The sequence below is a fragment of the Flavobacterium sp. JAS genome (assembly GCF_020991455.1).
Taxonomy (GTDB): Bacteria; Bacteroidota; Bacteroidia; order Flavobacteriales; family Flavobacteriaceae; genus Flavobacterium.
Map to the genome: position 1 here is coordinate 133,465 of NZ_JAJMOX010000004.1, position 21,143 is coordinate 154,607.

At 32.9% G+C, this 21,143-nt stretch carries 17 protein-coding genes; 5 read left to right on the top strand and 12 right to left on the bottom strand.

Annotated elements, in window-relative coordinates; translation table 11 throughout:
* Positions 1–165 precede the first annotated feature (165 nt).
* Positions 166–1,140 carry a tryptophan--tRNA ligase gene (gene trpS / locus LPB88_RS06525; protein WP_230713788.1) on the top strand — a complete coding sequence of 325 codons (975 nt, stop codon included), beginning with the start codon at positions 166–168 and terminating at the stop codon, positions 1,138–1,140.
* Positions 1,141–1,216: 76 nt separating this feature from the next.
* Here trpS and dprA read toward each other — a convergent pair whose 3' ends face one another.
* Entirely contained in the window at positions 1,217–2,317 is a 1,101-nt protein-coding gene (gene dprA, locus LPB88_RS06530; RefSeq protein ID WP_230713790.1) for a DNA-processing protein DprA, read from the bottom strand.
* A gap of 238 nt (positions 2,318–2,555) precedes the next feature.
* Between dprA and LPB88_RS06535 the strand changes: the two genes are divergently transcribed.
* Positions 2,556–3,524 (top strand): SPOR domain-containing protein, encoded by a 969-nt coding sequence (locus LPB88_RS06535; protein WP_230713791.1) that lies wholly within the window; start codon positions 2,556–2,558, stop codon positions 3,522–3,524.
* A gap of 132 nt (positions 3,525–3,656) precedes the next feature.
* Positions 3,657–4,103, top strand: coding sequence for a hypothetical protein (locus LPB88_RS06540; protein WP_230713793.1), 447 nt, complete (start codon positions 3,657–3,659; stop codon positions 4,101–4,103).
* Positions 4,104–4,142: 39 nt separating this feature from the next.
* On the opposite strand, the gene LPB88_RS06545 is transcribed toward LPB88_RS06540, so the two are convergent.
* The 9 genes from LPB88_RS06545 to LPB88_RS06585 form a co-directional block, all read right to left on the bottom strand.
* Positions 4,143–4,904, bottom strand: coding sequence for a hypothetical protein (locus LPB88_RS06545; protein WP_230713795.1), 762 nt, complete (start codon positions 4,902–4,904; stop codon positions 4,143–4,145).
* Positions 4,905–5,085: 181 nt separating this feature from the next.
* Complete coding sequence (locus tag LPB88_RS06550) at positions 5,086–5,847, bottom strand: hypothetical protein (protein ID WP_230713797.1); 762 nt, start codon at positions 5,845–5,847, stop codon at positions 5,086–5,088.
* Between the two features lie 286 nt (positions 5,848–6,133).
* Positions 6,134–8,413 (bottom strand): helix-turn-helix domain-containing protein, encoded by a 2,280-nt coding sequence (locus tag LPB88_RS06555; RefSeq protein ID WP_230713799.1) that lies wholly within the window; start codon positions 8,411–8,413, stop codon positions 6,134–6,136.
* A gap of 101 nt (positions 8,414–8,514) precedes the next feature.
* Positions 8,515–9,096 carry an OmpH family outer membrane protein gene (locus tag LPB88_RS06560; protein WP_230713801.1) on the bottom strand — a complete coding sequence of 194 codons (582 nt, stop codon included), beginning with the start codon at positions 9,094–9,096 and terminating at the stop codon, positions 8,515–8,517.
* Between the two features lie 683 nt (positions 9,097–9,779).
* A complete protein-coding gene (locus LPB88_RS06565) occupies positions 9,780–10,628 on the bottom strand; it encodes a bifunctional 2-polyprenyl-6-hydroxyphenol methylase/3-demethylubiquinol 3-O-methyltransferase UbiG (protein WP_230713803.1) in 849 nt (282 codons plus the stop codon).
* A 97-nt stretch (positions 10,629–10,725) separates the two neighbouring features.
* Positions 10,726–11,190 carry a GNAT family N-acetyltransferase gene (locus tag LPB88_RS06570; protein WP_230713805.1) on the bottom strand — a complete coding sequence of 155 codons (465 nt, stop codon included), beginning with the start codon at positions 11,188–11,190 and terminating at the stop codon, positions 10,726–10,728.
* 326 nt (positions 11,191–11,516) lie between these two features.
* Complete coding sequence (gene mnmG / locus LPB88_RS06575) at positions 11,517–13,388, bottom strand: tRNA uridine-5-carboxymethylaminomethyl(34) synthesis enzyme MnmG (protein ID WP_230713807.1); 1,872 nt, start codon at positions 13,386–13,388, stop codon at positions 11,517–11,519.
* Between the two features lie 489 nt (positions 13,389–13,877).
* On the bottom strand, positions 13,878–14,297 hold the full coding sequence (ybeY, locus tag LPB88_RS06580; protein ID WP_230713816.1) for an rRNA maturation RNase YbeY: 420 nt from the start codon (positions 14,295–14,297) through the stop codon (positions 13,878–13,880).
* The gene (locus tag LPB88_RS06585) at positions 14,294–17,665 is read right to left on the bottom strand and encodes a DUF4175 family protein (protein ID WP_230713818.1); all 3,372 of its coding nucleotides are present in this window, start codon (positions 17,663–17,665) and stop codon (positions 14,294–14,296) included. Before LPB88_RS06585 ends, ybeY begins: the two co-directional genes overlap by 4 nt.
* A 162-nt stretch (positions 17,666–17,827) precedes the next feature.
* Here LPB88_RS06585 and gltX point away from each other — a divergent pair, with 162 nt between their 5' ends.
* Together gltX and LPB88_RS06595 are read left to right on the top strand one after the other, a co-directional pair.
* Positions 17,828–19,333 (top strand): glutamate--tRNA ligase, encoded by a 1,506-nt coding sequence (gene gltX, locus LPB88_RS06590; protein ID WP_230713820.1) that lies wholly within the window; start codon positions 17,828–17,830, stop codon positions 19,331–19,333.
* 136 nt (positions 19,334–19,469) lie between these two features.
* Positions 19,470–20,450, top strand: a complete 981-nt coding sequence (locus LPB88_RS06595; RefSeq protein WP_089354175.1) for an SPFH domain-containing protein — start codon at positions 19,470–19,472, stop codon at positions 20,448–20,450.
* A gap of 22 nt (positions 20,451–20,472) precedes the next feature.
* On the opposite strand, the gene LPB88_RS06600 is transcribed toward LPB88_RS06595, so the two are convergent.
* Complete coding sequence (locus tag LPB88_RS06600; RefSeq protein WP_230713822.1) at positions 20,473–20,727, bottom strand: DUF6327 family protein; 255 nt, start codon at positions 20,725–20,727, stop codon at positions 20,473–20,475.
* Positions 20,728–20,729: 2 nt separating this feature from the next.
* Positions 20,730–21,080, bottom strand: a complete 351-nt coding sequence (locus LPB88_RS06605; RefSeq protein WP_230713824.1) for a competence protein — start codon at positions 21,078–21,080, stop codon at positions 20,730–20,732.
* Between the last annotated feature and the right edge of the window lie 63 nt (positions 21,081–21,143).

Below are 21,143 nucleotides of genomic sequence, written 5' to 3' on the forward strand. Positions count from 1 at the left end.
TCTCATTAAAATTTGCTTTTATTCAATCCTAAAAAACTTCTTTTCTCTGCGAAATACTTTGTGAACTCTGTGGTAAAAAAACTTATGTAAGAACAAATAACAAAAACTTTATGCGCTTTGCAGTAAAAAAACGAACTTTGCGTTTCGTATTAAGAAAAAACTAGAATGAGAAAAATACTAACTGGTGTTCAGAGTACAGGAACGCCACATTTGGGAAATTTATTAGGAGCAATTATTCCTGCAATTGAATTATCGAATGATCCTGCAAACGAATCTTTTTTCTTTATAGCTGATTTACACTCGATTACACAAATAAAAGATGGTAAAACATTAAGAGAAAATACAAACAGCACCGCCGCGGCTTGGCTTGCTTGCGGTCTAAATCCTGATAAAGTTACTTTCTACAGACAATCTGATGTAACTCAAACGGCTGAATTAACCTGGTATTTAAGCTGCTTTTTTCCGTTTCAAAGACTGACTTTGGCGCATTCTTTCAAAGATAAATCAGATCGTTTAGACGACGTTAACGCAGGACTTTTTACGTATCCGATGTTAATGGCGGCTGATATTTTACTTTATGATGCTGAATTTGTTCCGGTTGGAAAAGACCAATTGCAACATATTGAAATCACTCGTGATGTTGCGTCTCGTTTTAATCATCAAATGGGAGAAACTTTTGTAATTCCTGAAGCTAAAATTCAAGAAGACAGTATGTTGATTCCGGGAACAAATGGTGGAAAAATGAGTAAATCTGCTAATAATATTATCAATATTTTCCTTGATGATAAAGTATTGCGCAAACAGGTAATGAGTATTGAAACGGATAGTACGCCGCTTGAAGAACCTAAAAATCCAGATACTTGTAATGCTTTTGCAATTTATTCTTTATTAGGAACCGAAGCGCAAATCGCCGAAATGAGAGCTAATTATCTTGGTGGAAATTATGGTTACGGTCACGCCAAACAAGCTTTGTTTGAACTGATTACCGAAAAATTTAAAACTGAAAGAGAAAAATACAATTACTACATCAACAACCTTGACGAAGTTGATGCGCTCTTGAAAAAAGGTGCCGGAAAAGCTTCTGTTATTGCTGACGGTGTTTTGGCAAGAGTTCGAGAAGTACTTGGATTTGGTAAATAATATCTTTTTCCACGAATTACACTAATTTCCGCTAATTAATTTGGGAGAATTAGTGTAATTCGTGGCAATTTTTTTATCAGATCGCTTCAAATAGTTTACCGGGAAGCGGTCTAATAACTTCCTTAAGCTCCATATTTAAAAGGATTCCTGATATTTTATAAATCGGAAGATCACATTGAAGCGCAATAAAATCCAATAACTCTTTTCCGTTTTTCAAGAGAAAATCATATACTTTTTGTTCTTCTGGCTCCAACTCCACGAAGAGTTGTTTCTGAACTGATTTAGCTGCGTTTTTAACGTCCCAGTTTAAAATATAAATCAAATCGGCCGCATTGGTTAGTACGTTCGCTTTTTGAGTCTTAATCAAGTTATTACAGCCTTGACTATATTTGTCCGTCACCCGACCCGGAACGGCAAAAACATCCCTATTGTAGTCATTGGCCAAATTTGCCGTAATAAGCGAACCTCCTTTATCTGCAGATTCAATAACAATTGTAGCTTCGGTCATGCCGGCAACAATACGGTTTCTACGCACAAAATTCTCTTTATCAGGGTTTGAAGAGCTCCAAAATTCAGTCATAAATCCGCCGTTTTCCTCCATTTTTGCGACGTACTTTTTATGCGTTTTTGGATAAATTTGGTTCAACCCATGTGCTATAACTCCTATCGTTTGCAGGTTATTTTCCATCGCCAATTGGTGCGCTACAATATCAACTCCATAAGCAAATCCGCTAACAATCACAGGATCAAGCGGTGCAAGATCTTCAATTAGCTTTTTACAAAATTCTGTACCGTATGAGGTAATTTGGCGGGTTCCTACAATACTGATTATTTTTTTATTTTTCAAATTGATATTTCCCGAAGAAAAAATCAAAACCGGAGAATCGATGCAATGTTTCAGCCGATCAGGGTAATTTTCATCTTGAAAAAACGAAACATTTACTTCATTTGACTTAATAAATTCAAGTTCCCGATTGGCTTTTTCAAAAATAATTTTATCTTTTAAATTCTTTAGTAAAACACTTCCAACTCCATCAATAGCAGCAATTTGATTCATTTTAGTTTTAAAAACTGACTCAGCATTACCACAATGTGTCAACAACTTTTTGGCCATAATATCACCCACTCCGTCGACTTTTAATAAGGCTAATAAATAAAATAATTCCTGATCTGACATCTGTCTAAAATATTATGTAAAATAGAATAGAAAACTCTAATAAATTAATACTGCAAATATGGTTAAAATAAAGTAATTTCTTAATAAAAATAACAATTTACATAGTATTCAATTTTTGAAAACTAATAACATAATCATTAAAATACTGAAAACTAATTGTCTATAAAAATATCAGAATTGTTAATAAAAATTGTGAATAAAATTTTGATAACTATATTCATTACATAACTTTGCTACTATGAAAATCGAAACTTACATAGGACAGTTATTGTATCGTTATCAGTGTGTAACGGTTCCAGGGTTCGGAGCATTTTTGACCGAAATTCAGTCGGCGCAGCTTAATGAAAGCACAAATTCGTTTTTTCCACCCAAAAAAATGATCTCTTTTAACAGCCGTCTAAAAAACAATGATGGGCTTCTGGCAAATCATATCGCAAATGCAGAAAAAACATCTTACGGTTTTGCTGTAAGCGCTATTGCTTTTGAGGTTTTAAGCTGGAAAAAGACGTTAGAAGAAGACGGTACTATTTACCTAAAAGGAATTGGTGAAATTCGCTTTAATTCTGAAAAAAATATAATTTTCACACCAAATGATCAAACCAATTACCTAACAAGTTCTTTTGGATTAAGTCCATTTGTTTCTCCGTTGGTGAAAAAAGAAATGTTCGAGAAAAAAATCGAGAAAATTTCAGAAAGAGATACGGTATCATTGTATGAAAATGAAGAAGAAAGCAGATCTGCAAATCCACTTTTAAAATACGCTGCAATTCTAGTCTTAGGTCTTGGAATTACAGGTAGTATTGGATATCCTTTGTATCAAAACCAAATTGCAACTAAAACATTAATCGTTGAAAGTGCTGTTCAAAAAAAGGTGCAAAACAAGATACAAGAAGCAACTTTTTTTATTCAAAACCCGCTTCCGGCTGTTACGCTTTCAGTAGATTCGGCAAAAGTTGAAACTGTTGAAGAAAAAGTAATGCCATATCATATTATGGCCGGTGCTTACAGAAGTGAACAAAACGCCAGAAAAGCTTATAATCAACTAATAAAAGACGGTTATGAGGCGAGAATGCTTGGCGAGAATAAACACGGATTATTTCCTGTTTTATACGGAAGTTATGCTACAATGGCCGAAGCTGAAAAAGCTCAAAAAGAAATTCAGAAAGGCGAGAATCCAGATGCCTGGATCTTAGTCGAATCGCTATAAAACTTAAAAATCCTGTTCTAACGAACAGGATTTTTTTTGTCTTATTCTGTCCATAAAAAAACCTTAACAGCTCATACAAATTTACTTCTGCTTTTATTTTTGTTCTTCATTAACAAGAATATAAATAAAATCATGAATCATAAACTAAAATTATTTTTCGCATTCTTTCTTATTATTTCTGCTCAGCAATTCTATGCTCAGGACATTGTAACAACTCAAAAAGCTCAGGATGCTTTGGCAAAAAAGGCCGATCAGGAAGCTAAAAGATCATTAGAAGAATCACACAGAAAACTAAACGATGAACAGGCAAGATTAAAAAAAGAACAGAAAAAGGTTGAAAATCATCAAAGAGATTTGAAAAACTCTGAAAAAAATCTTGATAAAACAAAACAGAAAATCAGCAAATTAGAATCAGAAAATCAAAAGATTTATTCGAAAGTGAATTCAAATTCGATCACTGTAGAGGAAGCTCAAAAACAAGAACTTAAAGTAAAACAAAAAGAAGTTGAAATTCAAAAACTTAAGTTGAAGCAAATAGATCAACAAAAAGATTTGGACAAAGTTAGAGCATCACTTTAAATGAAAAAATCCTATTAGCATTGGCTAATAGGATTTTTTTTATTTTGCTATTATTTTAGCGTCCTGCTTCAGAATTGCTTTACCTCCCTGATAGATTGTGAGTTTTGCCGGAGGTGAATTTTTTTCGCCTAAAATGATAAATGCACATTCATACGTATAATTGTCTTTTTTAAACTCATATTGATGATTTCCTCCTATCCCTTCTACCACAAGTTCACCTCTACATATAATTAAATCAGGCTTTTCACTCATTTTTTTATCAATAGACCATGAAGCATATCGATAGTTGTTGTTTCCTAAATTATCAATTCTGATTTTAAATTTAGATGTTTCTAAAATGCAAATTGGTTTTTGAAAAAAAGCGATGCTTGAATCAAGTTCCTTTTTTTGAGAAGCTATGAGTTTATTCCTCAAATCTGTTTCAAATTTAGATTGATAATTTACTGCTGTTAACCGTCCGTCAATATCAATCCAAATACTTCCATGATTCAGCATTATCCCGCGCAAACCCATATCAGACCAATCTTTTTCGGGATTAGATGTTATTATTTCATTTTTTAAATTTGAATCAAATACTTCGGCATAACGTTTTACAAAGCCTTCTTTATCAACTATATCTGATATTGGATATTCACGCTGTAGCGGATATACAATCAGATCTCCAATTGCTCCTTTATTGTCGCTTTTTATGTTGTCAATAAAGCTTTTAACCAACTTTTGATATTCTGCTTTTAAATCCTGCGCACCAATCAAACCACTGCAAAAAATCAATAATACTAAAAATAAATTTCTCGTTTTCATCTTAAATTTTTTTTAATCGATTATTAATCTGATCCTCACAACTCCATATAAAAGTACATAATTTATACTTGACCTGAAAACATTAAGTTACTCTCAGGTAAATAGATAAACAGAAAATATAGTTAAAATATTGCCATTGCTTCTATAAAAAAATCCCGTTCCATGTGGAACAGGATTTCTTTTATTTGGTAATTATCTTTGCATCCTGAGAAAGAATTTCTTTTCCATTTTGATAAATCGTTAATGTTGCAGGAGGAGATTCAGATGTGCCCATGAGAACTATAAAACATTCATACAAATAAGCCCCTTTTTTAAAATCAAAATGACTATTTCCGCCTGTTCCTTCAGAAATCCATTTTCCTTTAGTAATCACTAAATCAGGTTTATCTGCCATAGTATTTTTAAGAGACCACGAAGCATATCTGTAATTATCGTTTCCTAAATCATCTATTCTTATTCTGAATTTAGAAGTTTCCAAAACGTACATTGGCGCTTTAAAAACGGCAATAGACGGATGTAATTTTGTTTTTTCGTTTGCTATAATTTTCTTTTGAAGATCTATTTCATACTGAGATTGATAGTTAATCGTGATTAACTTTCCGTTTGTATCGATCCAAATATCACCGCTTCCAAGCATGATTCCTCGCCAACCTACTTCAGACCAATCCTTTGCCGGATTAGATTTAATAATCTCATTTTTAAGAGTAGTGTCAAAAATCTGATCATATCTTTTTATAAAATCAGCCTTGTTCTTAATATCCGGAATTGGATAATCTCGTCCCAACGGAAAAGAAATAAAAGCTGCAACGCCTTCTTTGTTATTGCTTTTTACGTTGGCAATAAAACTCTTGACAAATTTTTGGTATTCCGGCTTTAAATCCTGGCCAAAAGTCAATTGACTGCAAAAAATAAAAACGGCAAAGTATACTATTCTTTTTCTCATATTTAAATCTTTTAATTAATTATTAATCTGATACTTATACAACTATAAAAGTACTTAAATTAAAACTTTCTTTGATCATTCTAGTTTATTCCAATCAAATTCGCTGCCACATTTCCCTTCCAATACATTAAAACTAAAACAAAAAATCCCGATCGCTTAAAATCAGGATTGTATGTTCAACGTGGAACAATTAAACTTCAAAAGAAGCAATTATTCTAAATATTTCTATTTTACATAATGTTATTTGGCTAAATCTAAAATCTATCCCGAAGTCTCGGGACTAAAATCAATTTATACTGGCTTTGAACATTTTAAGTTCGTCCCAGGTAAATTCATCTCCGTATTTTTCTTTTAATGGATTTAAAGATTCTTCCTGATAGAACTGAAAAGCTTCACGCAGCGCCAGGATTTTATCATAAGACAAGATGTCTGAAATCTCTACTTTCTTTGCCTGAATTAGTTTAACAAAATGCATTTCAACAGTTTGCACGGTAAGCTTTCGGATTCTGGCAATATCTTGTATAGAATTTTTTTCAAGCCATAAATCATGCGTTTCTTCTATTGTAGTTTTCTTTGCCGCCTTTGGTTCATTCTTGTCCGATCTACGGGCAGTATAACGCACTACAGGCTCCTCCGTTTTAAAAATATCGGTGTTAGCCATATTAAATTCCTCTCGGATCTTGGCAACCTTGTCTAATTTGTAGTTTTTAATCGCTGTCGACGACAATTTTTCCTTACAGATGGTTTCACCTGCAACGACAATTTCTATTAGCAATTTAGCCTTCATTAAGCGCAAAACTGCTTTGGTTTGCAAATCATCCAAAAAAGTCAATTCTTCATAAAATTCTTTTACCTTTTTGAATTTCTGAATCTCGGCCATTTTTTGTAAAAGGTCAGTCACCAGTTTATCCATCGGTTTAAAGAAATAATCATACGCCGCTACTACCCTTTCCTGCACGAAAAACAAATCGACACTTTCTTTATTGAAAATTTTATTGAGCTGATGAACGAATTTTTGCGAAGGATCGATCAATCCGTCAATAGTTTCTAAACGTTTGTGCGCCCAAATTGAATGTTTCGATTTCTCTGACCCGGCAGCGTTTTCGTTGTAACTGAATCTATGATTACGCCATTCCTGAGCTAAATCTACCCAATTAAAACTGTTAATCAAATAGTTATGAATAAAATTCTTAGTTTCAAAATGCAGCGAATGTTTCAAAACATCTTCAGTCGCTTTGTTCAAAGCATAATCCATCACATCCTGATCGTTCGAAATACCATTCATTTGTAACGGAGAAAGCAAAATAAGCCCATTTAAGGACGTTAATCGTGATAATGCTACGTATGCTTGTCCAGGCAAAAAAACTTGCGATACATCGAGCGCCGCTTTCTCAAAAGTCAAACCTTGGCTTTTATGCACTGTAATTGCCCACGCCAATTTGATTGGATAATGCGCAAATGTGCCCAAAACCTCTTCTTCAACCTCTTTTGTGAGATCGTTTACTTTGTATCGAATGTTTTTCCATTCGTATTTTTCTACTTCAATTGTTTTATTTTCTTCAGGGAAATGCACAAAAATTTCTTCGGGTGAAAGCGATTTTATAACCCCCATTTTTCCATTGAAATATCGTTTTTCAAAAGATAAATCGTTCTTCACAAACATAACTTGTGCTCCAATTTTCAATTTCAAATTCTCTTCAACAGGAAAGATTTTTTCCGGAAAATCTCCAACAATAAAGGGCTGATAAGCATATTCATTTCCTGCTAAATCACCTATTGCCTGTTCGTTAATCGAATCAGCTTTAGCATTATGCGTTGTAAGTGTGATGTAACCGGGATTGTTTTTCAAGTCGAAATCAGGCTTCACATACTCGTTTAAAACCTGAATATCCTGTGGCGTAATCTGATTGTTTCTCAGATTGTTCAAAACCGAGATAAATGCATCATCCGTTTGACGGTAAATCTTAGATAATTCTATATATAGCGGTGGATTCTGCTGAATTACATGCGAATGAAAAAAGAATTTTCCTTTGTAATAATTGCGCAAAGTTCGCCATTCTTCATCCCGAATTACGGGCGGAAGCTGCAATAAATCTCCAATAAAAAGCACCTGAACACCACCAAAAGCTAGTGTGTTTCTACGTACTGTCTGCATCATAAAATCAATAGCATCCAGTAAATCAGCACGCAACATACTAACTTCATCAATAATCAAAAGTTCCATATTTCTGATTACATTTCGCTTGACATTGTTCATTTTGAAGTGTCTGCGAAGGGTATCTTTATTCTCGAATTTTACGGTTTCTGTAAACTGAGAAGCCTCCTGATAAGATGGAATAAAGGCCGAAAATGGCAACTGAAACATGGAATGAATTGTAACTCCACCGGCATTTAGCGCCGCAATCCCCGTTGGTGCGACAACAACAGTGTTTTTGTGCGTCGTAGCAATGATTTCGCGTAAAAGCGTAGTTTTTCCTGTTCCTGCTTTACCGGTCAGGAAAATAGATTTTTGCGTTTGATTGATGAATTGTAAGGTGTAAGCAGCAGCTTCTGAAACGTTTTGCATTGGGCGTGTATTGAAAAACTAAAAGTATCGCATTTTTTTATAAAAGAAAAAACCTAAATCTTCACAGATTTAGGTTTTTAATTTAATTAATTAGTTTGGTATTATTTTTTAGCTTCTTCACCTGCTTTAGCGGCCGGTTTTTCGTCTGTTTTAGGCTCTGCTTTGTATTTATCGTTCAAAGCTTTAATGATATCTTTTGTGATGTCATATTTCTCTTCTGCATATAAAATAGAAGCAGCATCTCCTGTACCGTAGATATAAGAATAACCGTTTTTCTTACCGTAATCTTTGATGAATTTTTTAACTCCGCTTACTAGAGAATCCATTTCAACACCACTTTCTTGTTGCAATTGTTGAGACAAAGCTTGTTGAGCATAACCCAATTGTTGTTCTCTTTTTTGCAATTCAGCACCTCTTTGTTGAGCCCATGCTTGTCCATTTGCTTGTGCCTGACTTTGAAAATTAGCAGCGTCTTGTTTAAAACGAGTAATTTCCGCTTGTAGCTGTCTTCCTTTTTCTTCCGCTTGAGCTTTGTATTTAGCCTCAAGATCTTTTGCTTCAGTGTACTCTTTCATTAAAACCGAAGTATCTACGTAAGCTGTTTTTACTTCCTTAACTTCTGTTGCTTTATTACACGAAACAACTAAAATTGAAAGTGCGATAATTACTAATGCTTTTTTCATTTCTAAATTTCTATTTTTTTTAATGTATTGAAGACAAAAATATAAAAAAATAAATAGCATCAACATAAAGTTTAAAAAATGCTAGAATTTTATCATATTGTTTTTATTTATCGGAAGAAAAATGTCAATAATTCAACGCTATTAAAAGTGACTCTCATAGCTTTTATTAGAGCCTTTTTATCAAAAAAGACAACACAAACACCCGTTCTTACTACGAAAATGCCGTAAATACGCTTATTTCACGTCTCAGCCTTTTTTTAGGGTGTAAAATATATGTTGGATCCTTTTTTCCAGCGTCATGTTTATAAAATTGATCAAAGCAAAAAAAAATATCAAAAAAAACATTTTTCTGTTCTTAGATTTTAAAAACAAAATTAGAAAAGCATCATTTTTGAAATTCTGCCTGTTTGAAAATATAAAATACGATTTCCGATAAAAGCAAAATTTTTAACAATTTTCATCTTCATGATTTCAAAATTTAAAATCAGAAAAATTCAGCCATAAAATCTCAAAAAACACTCGTTTTTTATGGTATTGTTTTTATTTATGGAACCAACTTAAAGCATAAAAAACCACTATCAAAAGTGGCTTTTATAGCTTTTATTAGAGGCTCTTTCTCAAAAAAGAGGATATTTCTCCTCGCTTCATCCAAAAAAGCGCCGTAAACGCGCTTATTTTGCGTTTTAGCTGTTTTTTAGAACGTAAATGTGCGACGAATACTCTTTTGTACTGCTTGCTTTTAAATTTGATTTTAAACCAACGAAAAATGCACTGATGTAATTCATTTTTCCGGATTTATATTTTTCGGATAATAAACTCACGTAAAAAGAATCAAATTTCATTGGAAGCACTTTTTCTAATTTCATATCTACTTTTTCAAAAAGCGATTGGATGGCTTTTTTTGAGAAATGCCAAAAATGAATTGGCACATCATAAGCTGCCCAAAATTCATTATAATATTTTGCGTCGTACGATTTGAAATTTGGAACCGCAACAATTAATGTTCCAGTTGATTTTAATAAACGCTTTAATTCCTGAATTTGTAATTCCAAATTTGGAACGTGTTCCAAAACATGCCACATCGTAATCACGTCAAAAGAATTATTTTCAAGAGCGCTAATTTCATCTACAAAAGAAATTCCTTTTTGGATTGCAATATTTTTTGCTCGTTCGCTTGGTTCTACTCCAACAGTTTCCCAACCGTCATTTTTTGCTGTCAATAAAAAATCTCCAGTTCCGGCACCGATATCTAAAATTCTACCTTTTTGAGATTGCTCCGAATTAATCAAATTCAATTTATTTTTTAAAGCAATATTTTTCACAAAGTGATATGCTTTTTCAAATAACGAACGTTTGTTGTCTGTGTGCGAAATATAATCTTCGCTTTCATAATATCTTCCAAGATTTTCTAAATCGGGTTGTGGAGATGTAATCAACATGTCTAAAGTTTCGTCATGATACAATTCGAAAATTTCTTTAGATACAGAATGGTCTTTTACAGTAAGAAAATGTTTTTTGTTTAAAACGTCCATTTTTTAATTATAGGTATTTTGGTTTAATTTCATAGCAAACCCTAAAAGCGAAATTTCCACTTTTAGGGCTTATTGTTTTTAATATTTATTTTTTCTTTTAGCGCTTCCAATTTATTTTTACAGCCGACATTTTTTCATTTTCAATTCTTGTCTCTGTAATTATTGTAAAACCGTTTTTAATATAAAACGTTATTGGAGATTTATAAAAATCTCCATTTTCTTTTATTTCATTTTCATGATCAATTACCCAACCATTCAAACTACTATTTCTTTTTTTTATTTCATTAATCAAAAGTGATCCATTTCCCCTTCCCTGAATTTTACTATTCAGAATTATTGCAAACCAATCTTCTCCTTCTCTCAAAAAAGTAAAAGCCCAGCCAATTATTTCATTTGAATCATCAAACAGCAAATAATGTTTTGTATTTGAAAGTCCGTTTAAATACAATTCAAAATCTTCGCTTGTTTTCAAATGTAATCTTGCTGGATATTCATTATTCCAAAGTTCGCGTAAAACTTCTTTTTCTTCTTCCGATAAAATTTCTTTTCTAAGAATTCTCATAATCGCAACATTATAGCTTTTATCTTTTTTGTCGTTCCGAGGAACGAGGAATCTTCGCAAGAAACTCCACAATCAAAGAACCAATCTTTGTCGATCTTGCAACGGAGATTCCTCGTTCCTCGGAATGGCAAACTATCTCAAATTCGTTTCACGTGGAACATATTTTAGATTACCAAAAAAGATCAAACACAAATCTGTTTCACGTGGAACAAAACACATCTTATCTTGTCTTAGAAACAAAAATAAAAACAAATTAAAAATAGTTTCACGTGGAACAATGATTTCAAATATCACATTCCAACAAACTTGAAACCTAAAACAATCTTCTACCTTCCCATATAAATCAACAAAACCGAAATATCACTTGGTGACACTCCGCTTATTCTTGAAGCTTGAGAAATTGTTACAGGACGAATCTTGCTCAATTTTTGTTTTGCTTCAATTGACATTGATTTAATTTTATTGTAATCGAAATTCTCCGGAATTTTCACTTCTTCTAAACGAGTAAGTTTATCAGCGTTATTTCTTTCCTTTTCGATATAACCAGAATATTTGACCTGGATTTCGGCTTGTTCCAAAATTTCCTGATCAACATCATTTGCTTCAATATATTCTTTTACCTTTTCAAATTTCATCATATCCTCCAAATCAATTTGCGGACGTGAGAAAACTTTAAACATTTTATCACCCTGCGTAATCGGAGCTGTTTCTTTTGCTTCCAAAATCGGATTTGTTTCAGCAACCGAAACACTTGTCTCTTTAAAAAAAGCAACCATCTTTTCAGACTCGTTCAATTTCTTTTCCATTCGGCGTAAACGAGCTTCAGAAGCCAAACCAATTTCGTGTGACATTGGCGTCAATCTGAAATCGGCATTATCTTGACGCAACAATGTTCTATACTCTGCTCTTGATGTAAACATACGATAAGGTTCTTCTGTTCCTTTCGTAATCAAGTCGTCAATCAAAACTCCAATATAAGCTTCGTCACGTTTTAAAATCAATGGTGCTTTTTCATGCACTTTTAAATGCGCATTAATTCCAGCCATCAAACCTTGCGAAGCCGCTTCTTCATATCCTGTTGTTCCATTTATTTGTCCGGCAAAATATAAACCTTCAATTAACTTTGTTTCCAAAGTATGTTTCAATTGCGTCGGCGGGAAATAGTCATATTCGATTGCGTAACCAGGACGGAAGAATTTCACATTTTCAAAACCAACAACTGAACGCAACGCTTTGAATTGAATATCCTCCGGAAGCGAAGTTGAAAATCCATTCACATAAACCTCACAAGTATTCCAACCTTCCGGTTCAACAAATAATTGGTGACGCTCTTTATCAGCAAAACGATTTATCTTATCTTCTATCGAAGGGCAATATCTTGGTCCAAGACTTTTGATTCTTCCGTTGAACATTGGCGAACGATCAAAACCTTCTCTCAAAATATCATGAACATCCAATGACGTGTATGTCATATGACAAGATCTTTGATGTGTTAAAGGAGTTGTCAAATCCGAATAAGAAAACTTATCCGGTTTTGCATCTCCCTTTTCTTCGTTCATTTTAGAATAATCTAAAGAACGTCCATCAACTCGTGGTGGCGTTCCAGTTTTCATTCTTCCAGATTCAAAACCTGCTCTAACTAAATCTTCGGTAATTCCGGTTGCAGCACTTTCACCTGCTCTTCCTCCACCGAATTGTTTTTCTCCAATATGAATTAAACCATTCAAGAAAGTTCCGTTTGTCAATACAACCGACTTAGATCGAATCTCAACTCCCAACGAAGTTTTGATTCCCTTTATCTTTCCGTCCTCAATAATCAAACCTTTCACCATCTCTTGGTAGAAATCCAAATTTGGAGTTCCCTCCAACATCATTCTCCATTCTTCGGCAAAACGCATTCGATCACTTTGAACTCTTGGCGACCACATTGCAGGTCCTTTCGATTTGTTCAACATCTTAAATTGAATTGCAGTTCGGTCAGAAACAATTCCTGAGTATCCTCCCAACGCATCAATTTCACGCACTATCTGTCCTTTTGCAATTCCACCCATTGCAGGGTTGCAAGACATCTGCGCAATGTTCTGCAGGCTCATTGTAACCAATAAAGTTTTTGATCCTAAATTTGCAGCCGCTGCCGCGGCTTCAGATCCAGCATGACCTGCACCAACTACAATAACATCGTATTCTTCTAAAAACATTTTGTTTTATTATTCTCTGGAAACCGTTTAAGGCAGTTCTCAGAATTAACTTCTTTACTCTTTTGTTCCACGTGGAACGGCGCTAACGCGCAAAATTTGAATTTTTCAAATTCAAATTGTAACCTAAAAATTCCAAATCCCAACCTCATTCGTAAAAACATGTTCCACGTGGAACGATGTAAAATCGCGAAATACAAATCGAAATTGCAAATTTCCAATTTCAAAACAACATCTGTTCCACGTGGAACAGATTTAAAAAACACCCTTCAGTTCAAAAAATTGAAATCAAAACCCAAACTTGAAAGTCGATTTTTTATGTTCCACGTGAAACACTTTTGTCTTTCTTTTGAGAAATTGTTTCACATGGAACTTTTTAAAAGAGATAAAATTCTAAATGTTCCACGTGAAACAACTGACTTTTTTTATTTTAAAAACTTATTTATGTTTCACGTGGAACATAAATAAGCGTAAAATTAAAGAGAGATTTAATTACTGTTCCACGTGAAACATTACAATCTTCTCATCTTCTTTAGAACGCATAAGTTCTGCGTCAGCTTCACTTTTATCTTTATAACCACAGTAATGTAATATACCGTGAGCAAGAACACGTTTCAATTCTTCTTCAAAAGAAACATTAAAATCTTTTGCGTTATCCTCTACTCTTTCTACAGAAACAAAAATATCTCCGTTTAGTTCATTACCTACTGTGTAATCAAAACTGATAATATCAGTTAGAGTATCATGATTTAGATATTCTACATTTATCTTATGAAGATATTCATCATCGCAAAAAATATAACTTATCTCTCCTTCATTTTTATTTTCAGAAACAATTACAGCGCTTAACCAATCGGCAAAAGCTTGTTCGTTGTCTAAAGTAAATTCGGTTTCGTAATTAAAATTGATCATTTTGTATTAAAATATTCTTGAACTTTTTGATTAAAATTCGAGCGCAAAGGTAGTGATTGTCTGTTTAATATCTCTACACTGTTTAAATAATCCAATAGTGAACTCGGCAAAGCATTTGTTCTATTAGAAAACTCAGCCTTATTAGTTTCAGATTGACGCTTGGTATCTTGCCCTTGTTGCTGAACTGCATTGTTTAATTTCAACAACTCTTGTTGAATATTAAGTATGCGTTGCAAGTTCTCATTCTTAAAACCCTTATTTAAAATTTGCTTTTCGGAAACTTTCATTTGATCAATTACAGATTTACCTTGAGAGTCTAATCCTTGTTTAGCTAATTCTTTTTGCAAAGCTTCACGAAGTTTTACTTGCTCTTTGTAGATTTCCATGATTGCTTCAGCATCTCCTTCACCATCATGACCGTCTTTATTTTCATTTCCTTTACCGCCACTTTTATTACCTTGTCCATCCTTTCCATCTTTTCCATCTCCACTTTTTCCTTTCCCTTCTTTCCCTTGACTATCCTTACCTTCTCCACTTTTTCCTTCTCCGGGTTTCTCTCCAGGTTTCATTCCAGCTTTCATTTTCTCTCCTAAACCTTTTTGCTTTTGGATAATATCTGGCAATTGCATTCCTTGTCCATCACCTGGTTTTGGTTTTCCTGATCCCGGTTTAGACATCGACATCTGCATGTTGTTTAATAAATCACTTAAAAAATCAGCCAACTTATTAGCAGAAGAAACTGCATATTGCTGATGCGAAACTCCTTTAGGAACCTGAACATCGCTTAAACTTTCAATAGCTTTATCTACATTATATTGTACATTCCCAATTTCCTTAGTTACATCTTCGGCAATTTTTGGATTACGAAGTGACATCGCAAACAAACTATCATCGACATATCTAAACTGTTGTTTCAAATTCTGCTGAACTTTAATGTTCTTTGTATATGCCGAAGAACCCAACTTCATAGATTTAAATTGTTTCATCACATCTTCCTGCGATAAAGAATATGCTAGAAGATTATCCAGAATCTGACGAAGCATTGCAACATCTTCTTCTAACTGTTCTTGCTCCCCACCTTCCATACTAGCATCCATTTGTTCTGCCATGCTTTTCATTTTCTTGGCAGCACTTTTTTGTTTTGGCTTAGCCGAAGATGAATTCTTTTTACCCAATTCTTCAGAAGCTTTTTCTAAATCATTCTTTAAATCTTTTTCTTTTGAAGCATCATTTGGAATATCCAAAGGAGCTTTTAATGTTTTGTTTTCTTCTTTAAGGTCTTTTAAATCTTCTTGTATTTTATCAAAAGCCTTATTAATATCTTCTTGTTTCTCCTGAGTATTTTCTTTTTCTTTATTAGAAAGCTGCTCCTGCTGCTCTGCAAGTTTGTTTAATTTCTCAGCAACTTGCTCTGCTTTTTTAGATACATAAAAACGTTTGGTCAACTCAACTAATTGTTCTAAATTTCTAGATTGATTTTTACTGATCTGTTTGAACTTTTCCATCTTATCAAACAACTCTTCACTTTGTAATTTATCATTTAGGTTCTTCAACTCGTCCATTAACTTCTGATTCTTTTCTAAATCTTTCTCGGCATTATCTAAACGTTTTTGTAAATCATCGGCAGTTTTATCTTTCTTTTCAGACTGAAACTTATCTAAATTCTTATTCATTTTCTCAGCAAATTGTTTCATCATTTCGTCTTGTTGTTTCTGACGTTTGATAAAATCATTTACTTTTTGCTGATCTTTAAACTCTAAATTATCTTTCTCTTTTCCTGCTTTCTGAATCTTATCCATTTCAGAAAACTGTTTTGTTTGATTCTTTAAAGACTTTTCTAAACTATTAATATTATCATTTTGCTGTTGTAATTCCAAATCATGAATTTCATCTGTAGTTGAAACACGATCAGAAAAAACAGAAGACTTTGTACTCTTAAAACCATGAGGTGCATCGTTATCAAAAACTTCAAAATAGTATTCATAAGATACTCCTTCCTGAACGGCAAGGTTGCTTGGAAAATTAAAAACAAACTGATCAAATACTCCAGACTTCACAGGAATGGTTCCACGCTTAGCAGTGTTTGGTTTGTTGTGTTCGTAATAAACTACCTGTAATTTTGACAAACCATAGTCATCTCCTAACCTACCCAAAACATAATTCTTATCTAACTTTAAACTATCCGGAGCTGGCGAAACAGTAATCGTTGGATGCTGATCTTTGATAACTGAGAGCTGATAATCCAGTTTTTCGTAGTTTTTGACCTTATTATTGGAGGTAAGAATTTGATATTCTGTATTTTGACTGATGTTTTTAGCCAATTTAAACTCATTTTCGACTTTATTAAACTTAAAAGTAGCATTGTCATCCATCCAAACAATCTCCTGAGTCGATTGTGTATTCATCTTCCAGGTCACTAAAGTTCCTTCTGGCACAATTGCATTTCCGGTTCCTTGAATTGTTTCTGATTTCTTTTTTAGATAAGATGGAAAATTCAGAACCATTTCGAAGTTGGCAATTGATGGAACTGTGATCACTTTCAATTCATATTCATCAGATGAAACTGAATTTCCTTCAAAAGAAAAAGAAACATTTTCAACTGGTTTTTCAATCTTGAATTCAAACTTTCCTGGCTGAGAAGATTCCATAAAATAACTTTCGTCACCTATATGAATCATTACATTCTCCGGAACTACTTTTCCAACAGATTCCATTTTGATAACGAAATCTTTATTCTGTTCTGTTTGCAAATTTTGATTTAGAACTACAAATTTAAAAGGAGCCGGAGGTAAAAACGTAGCATTAAAATGTACTACTCTATTTAAACTTTGAGATATTATATTGCTATTTCCTGAAATATAAAACACCGCAAAAAGCAAAATAGGAATTATTGCTAATGGCAAATACTTTTTATTGGTTTTAAAATTGATGGCATTTCCAAACGGGATTGGTTGCAATGAATTTGCTTTTTGCTCTATCGAAGCCAACATCAATTCAGAACTTTCTGCTGAATTCTCAGAAGCCGACAATTGTAAAAAGTTAGTTAGTTTATCACTCACTTCTGTAAAATGGTCTCCAATAATTTTGGAAGCCTGACTATAATCAATCCCTTTTTGAAGTTTGAATAATTTAAAAATTGGAAACAAAATAAATCGAAACAAAAGGAAAACTTCTACTCCTATAAATAGCCAAAACAATAATGTTCTTCCTACTGGTTTTAACCAAAGAAAATACTCAACAAAAAGCGTGAACAGAAAATACAATAATCCAAAACCAATAAAAAGAAGCGCTCCTTTTATCAATTCGTTGGTATAATATTTCTTTATAAATGCTTCAAGCTTTAGATATATTGCAGATGTTGTTTTCAAAATGAATCTCTTTTATTTATAACCCATAAAAGTACTAATTTTAATTAGATAATAATCAATGAGAAAATTAGTCAATTAAGCTACAAGCAAGACATTATCTAATTAAAACTCATTTTCTAATTCTCTAATTAGAATTGTATCTTTGCATCAAAATTTAAACAAATGTCAAAGCAAGTTCGTGTGCGTTTTGCACCAAGTCCAACAGGACCTTTACATATTGGCGGAGTTCGTACTGCCTTATTTAATTATTTATTTGCCAAAAAAAATAATGGTGTTTTTTATTTAAGAATTGAAGATACTGATCAAACTCGTTTTGTTCCAGGTGCCGAAGCTTATATTATGGAAGCATTAGAATGGTTAGGAATTGCTCCTGAAGAAACCGTTGGCAAAAATGAAAAATTTGGTCCGTACAGACAAAGTGATCGTAAAGAATTGTACCAACAATATGCCGATCAATTGATCAATTCTGGTTGGGCATATTATGCTTTTGATACTCCGGAAGCTTTAGATGCACATAGAAAACAACATGAAGCTGAAGGAAAAACATTTATTTATAACCATCATAATCGTGAAAAGTTAGATACTTCTCTGGTAATTTCTGCTGACGAAGTTTCTAAAAGAATTGCAAATGGAGAACATTATGTGATCCGTTTTAAAACTCCTACTGATGAAACTTTACATTTAAAAGATATCATTCGTGGTGATGTGAAATTTGAAACGAATCTTCTTGATGATAAAGTATTGTTTAAAAGTGACGGAATGCCAACGTACCATTTAGCAAATATTGTTGATGATCATTTGATGGAAACTTCACATGTAATTCGTGGTGAAGAATGGTTACCATCGATGCCTCTTCACGTTTTATTATACAGAGCTTTTGGTTGGAATGCTCCGGAATTTGCACATTTACCTTTGATATTGAAACCCGTTGGAAACGGTAAATTATCAAAAAGAGATGGAGATAAATTAGGATTTCCTGTGTTTCCATTAGAATGGAAAACCGAAGAAGGTGTTTCATCTGGATATAGAGAGAATGGATTTTTCCCAGAAGCAGTTATAAATTTCCTTGCTTTGTTAGGTTGGAATGACGGAACTGATAAAGAATTATTTTCATTAGAAGAACTTGTAGAGTCTTTTGACTTAAACAGAGTTCACAAATCTGGAGCAAAATTTGATCCAGAGAAAAACAAATGGTTCAATCATCAACATTTAATCAAACAAAATGATGCTGATTTAGCGAAGAACTTCATTCCTATTTTGGTTGAAAAAGCTGTTGATATTTCTAAATACGACGTTACAAGAATTGTTTCATTGATTAAAGAAAGAGTAAATTTTGTTTCTGAATTTTGGGATTTAAGTGATTTCTTTTTCCAGGCCCCAACATCATACGATGAAAAAGCGAGCAAAAACTGGAAGGAAGAAACTCCAACTTTGATGCAAGAATTGATTTCAGTTCTGGAAAATATCGAAGATTTTACATCTGCAAATATTGAAACTATCGTGAAAGATTGGTTAACTAAAAACGAAATTGGAATGGGTAAAGTAATGCAGCCTTTCCGCTTGAGTTTAGTTGGAGCTCTTAAAGGTCCTCACCTATTTGACATTGTTGAAATTATTGGAAAAGAAGAAACTATTTCTAGAATTCAAAAAGCGATCGCAACATTATAATAGCTTAATAGTAAAAAATATAAACGCTAAGAAACATTGATAATATGTTCTTAGCGTTTTTTTTTATGCTTTAAAAAATTTAAATTGGAAGAATATTCGTAATTTTCAAGATCATAAAAACTAAATTAATATCATCATGGGTACAGCATTTATTATTCTAATAGTCTTCGGATTATTTATTTTAATGTCTTCTTTTTTTACAGTGAAACAACAATCGTCTGTAATTATAGAAAGATTCGGTAAGTTTTTGAGCGTTAGAAATTCAGGTTTACAATTAAAAATTCCGTTGGTTGACAGATTGGCTGGACGTGTAAATCTTAAAATTCAACAGTTAGATGTTATCATTGAAACCAAAACTAAAGACAATGTTTTTATCAAAATGAAAGTTTCGGTTCAGTTTAAAGTGATTCAGGAAAAAGTATATGATGCTTTTTATAAATTAGAATATCCACACGATCAAATTACCGCTTATGTGTTTGATGTCGTTCGTGCCGAAGTTCCTAAACTAAAATTGGATGATGTTTTTGAAAGAAAAGATGATATCGCAATTGCTGTAAAAAGAGAATTGAACGAAGCAATGACTACTTATGGATATGACATTATCAATACTTTAGTTACCGATATTGATCCGGATATTCAGGTAAAAAATGCAATGAACAGAATTAACGCTGCAGACAGAGAAAAAACTGCTGCTGAATTTGAAGCTGAAAGTTCAAGAATTAGAATCGTTGCAAAAGCAAAAGCTGAAGCAGAAAGTAAACGTTTACAAGGTCAAGGTATTGCAGATCAACGTCGTGAAATTGCCAGAGGTCTTGTAGAAAGTGTTGAAGTTTTGAACAATGTTGGTATTAATTCTCAAGAAGCTTCTGCACTAATTGTAGTAACTCAACATTATGATACGCTTCAGGCTATTGGTGCCGATGCAAATTCGAATTTAATTTTATTACCAAATTCTCCTCAAGCCGGAAGTGATATGTTGAACAATATGGTTGCATCGTTTACAGCATCAAATCAAGTTGGTGAAATGATGAAGAAAAACAATAAAAAAATTGTGAAACCAAAACCTATTGAACCTCAATCTGGTTATGAAGATGACATTCAACCTGAAGTAAAATAATTATAGAAAGTAAAAAAGAGGCTTAATTGCCTCTTTTTTTATTGATAAACCAACCAATAATATACGGTAAAATTGACTGCAAAATCTTGACATAAGAATTTGAAAAGTACTCTTTGTAAGAAGACAAAAATCCGTTTACGATATTTTGAGGTGTTATACTTTCCTTAGTTTTCTGAAAACTTAAAACTAATTTTTGATAATTAATCTCTTTCTCTAATTTCAGAATTTCCAAATCTCTTTCGATTTCTGCGTATGATGCGTATTTTTTAGTTTCCATAATTAATCATTAAAAAAGATTTCTGAAAATTTCTCCAATATCGGACCTTCTACAAACTTATCTTTGATAAAGAAAAGTAAAATTGTAGCAACAAGATACATCCCTCCTACTGTCAAAAATCCTAAAGCATAACTTCCAAACATTGTACTAAAAGCAAAAGCAGCAGCTACAGATCCAAAAAGTAAAACCATACTAAAGCACAATAAGATCAAAGTAAACTTAAAAATTAAAGTTGTCGATTTCATGGCAACTTTAAAACCCCAAAGTTTATAGTAAGCTAAATGGCTTTCCAGATAAACTTTAGTCTGATCCTGAATGTTTTCGGTATTTTCTTTTAATTCTTCAAAAGCCATAATTATAATTTTAATTAATAAAAGAAGCACAAAACTCATGATTTTACAATTACTATTCGATTA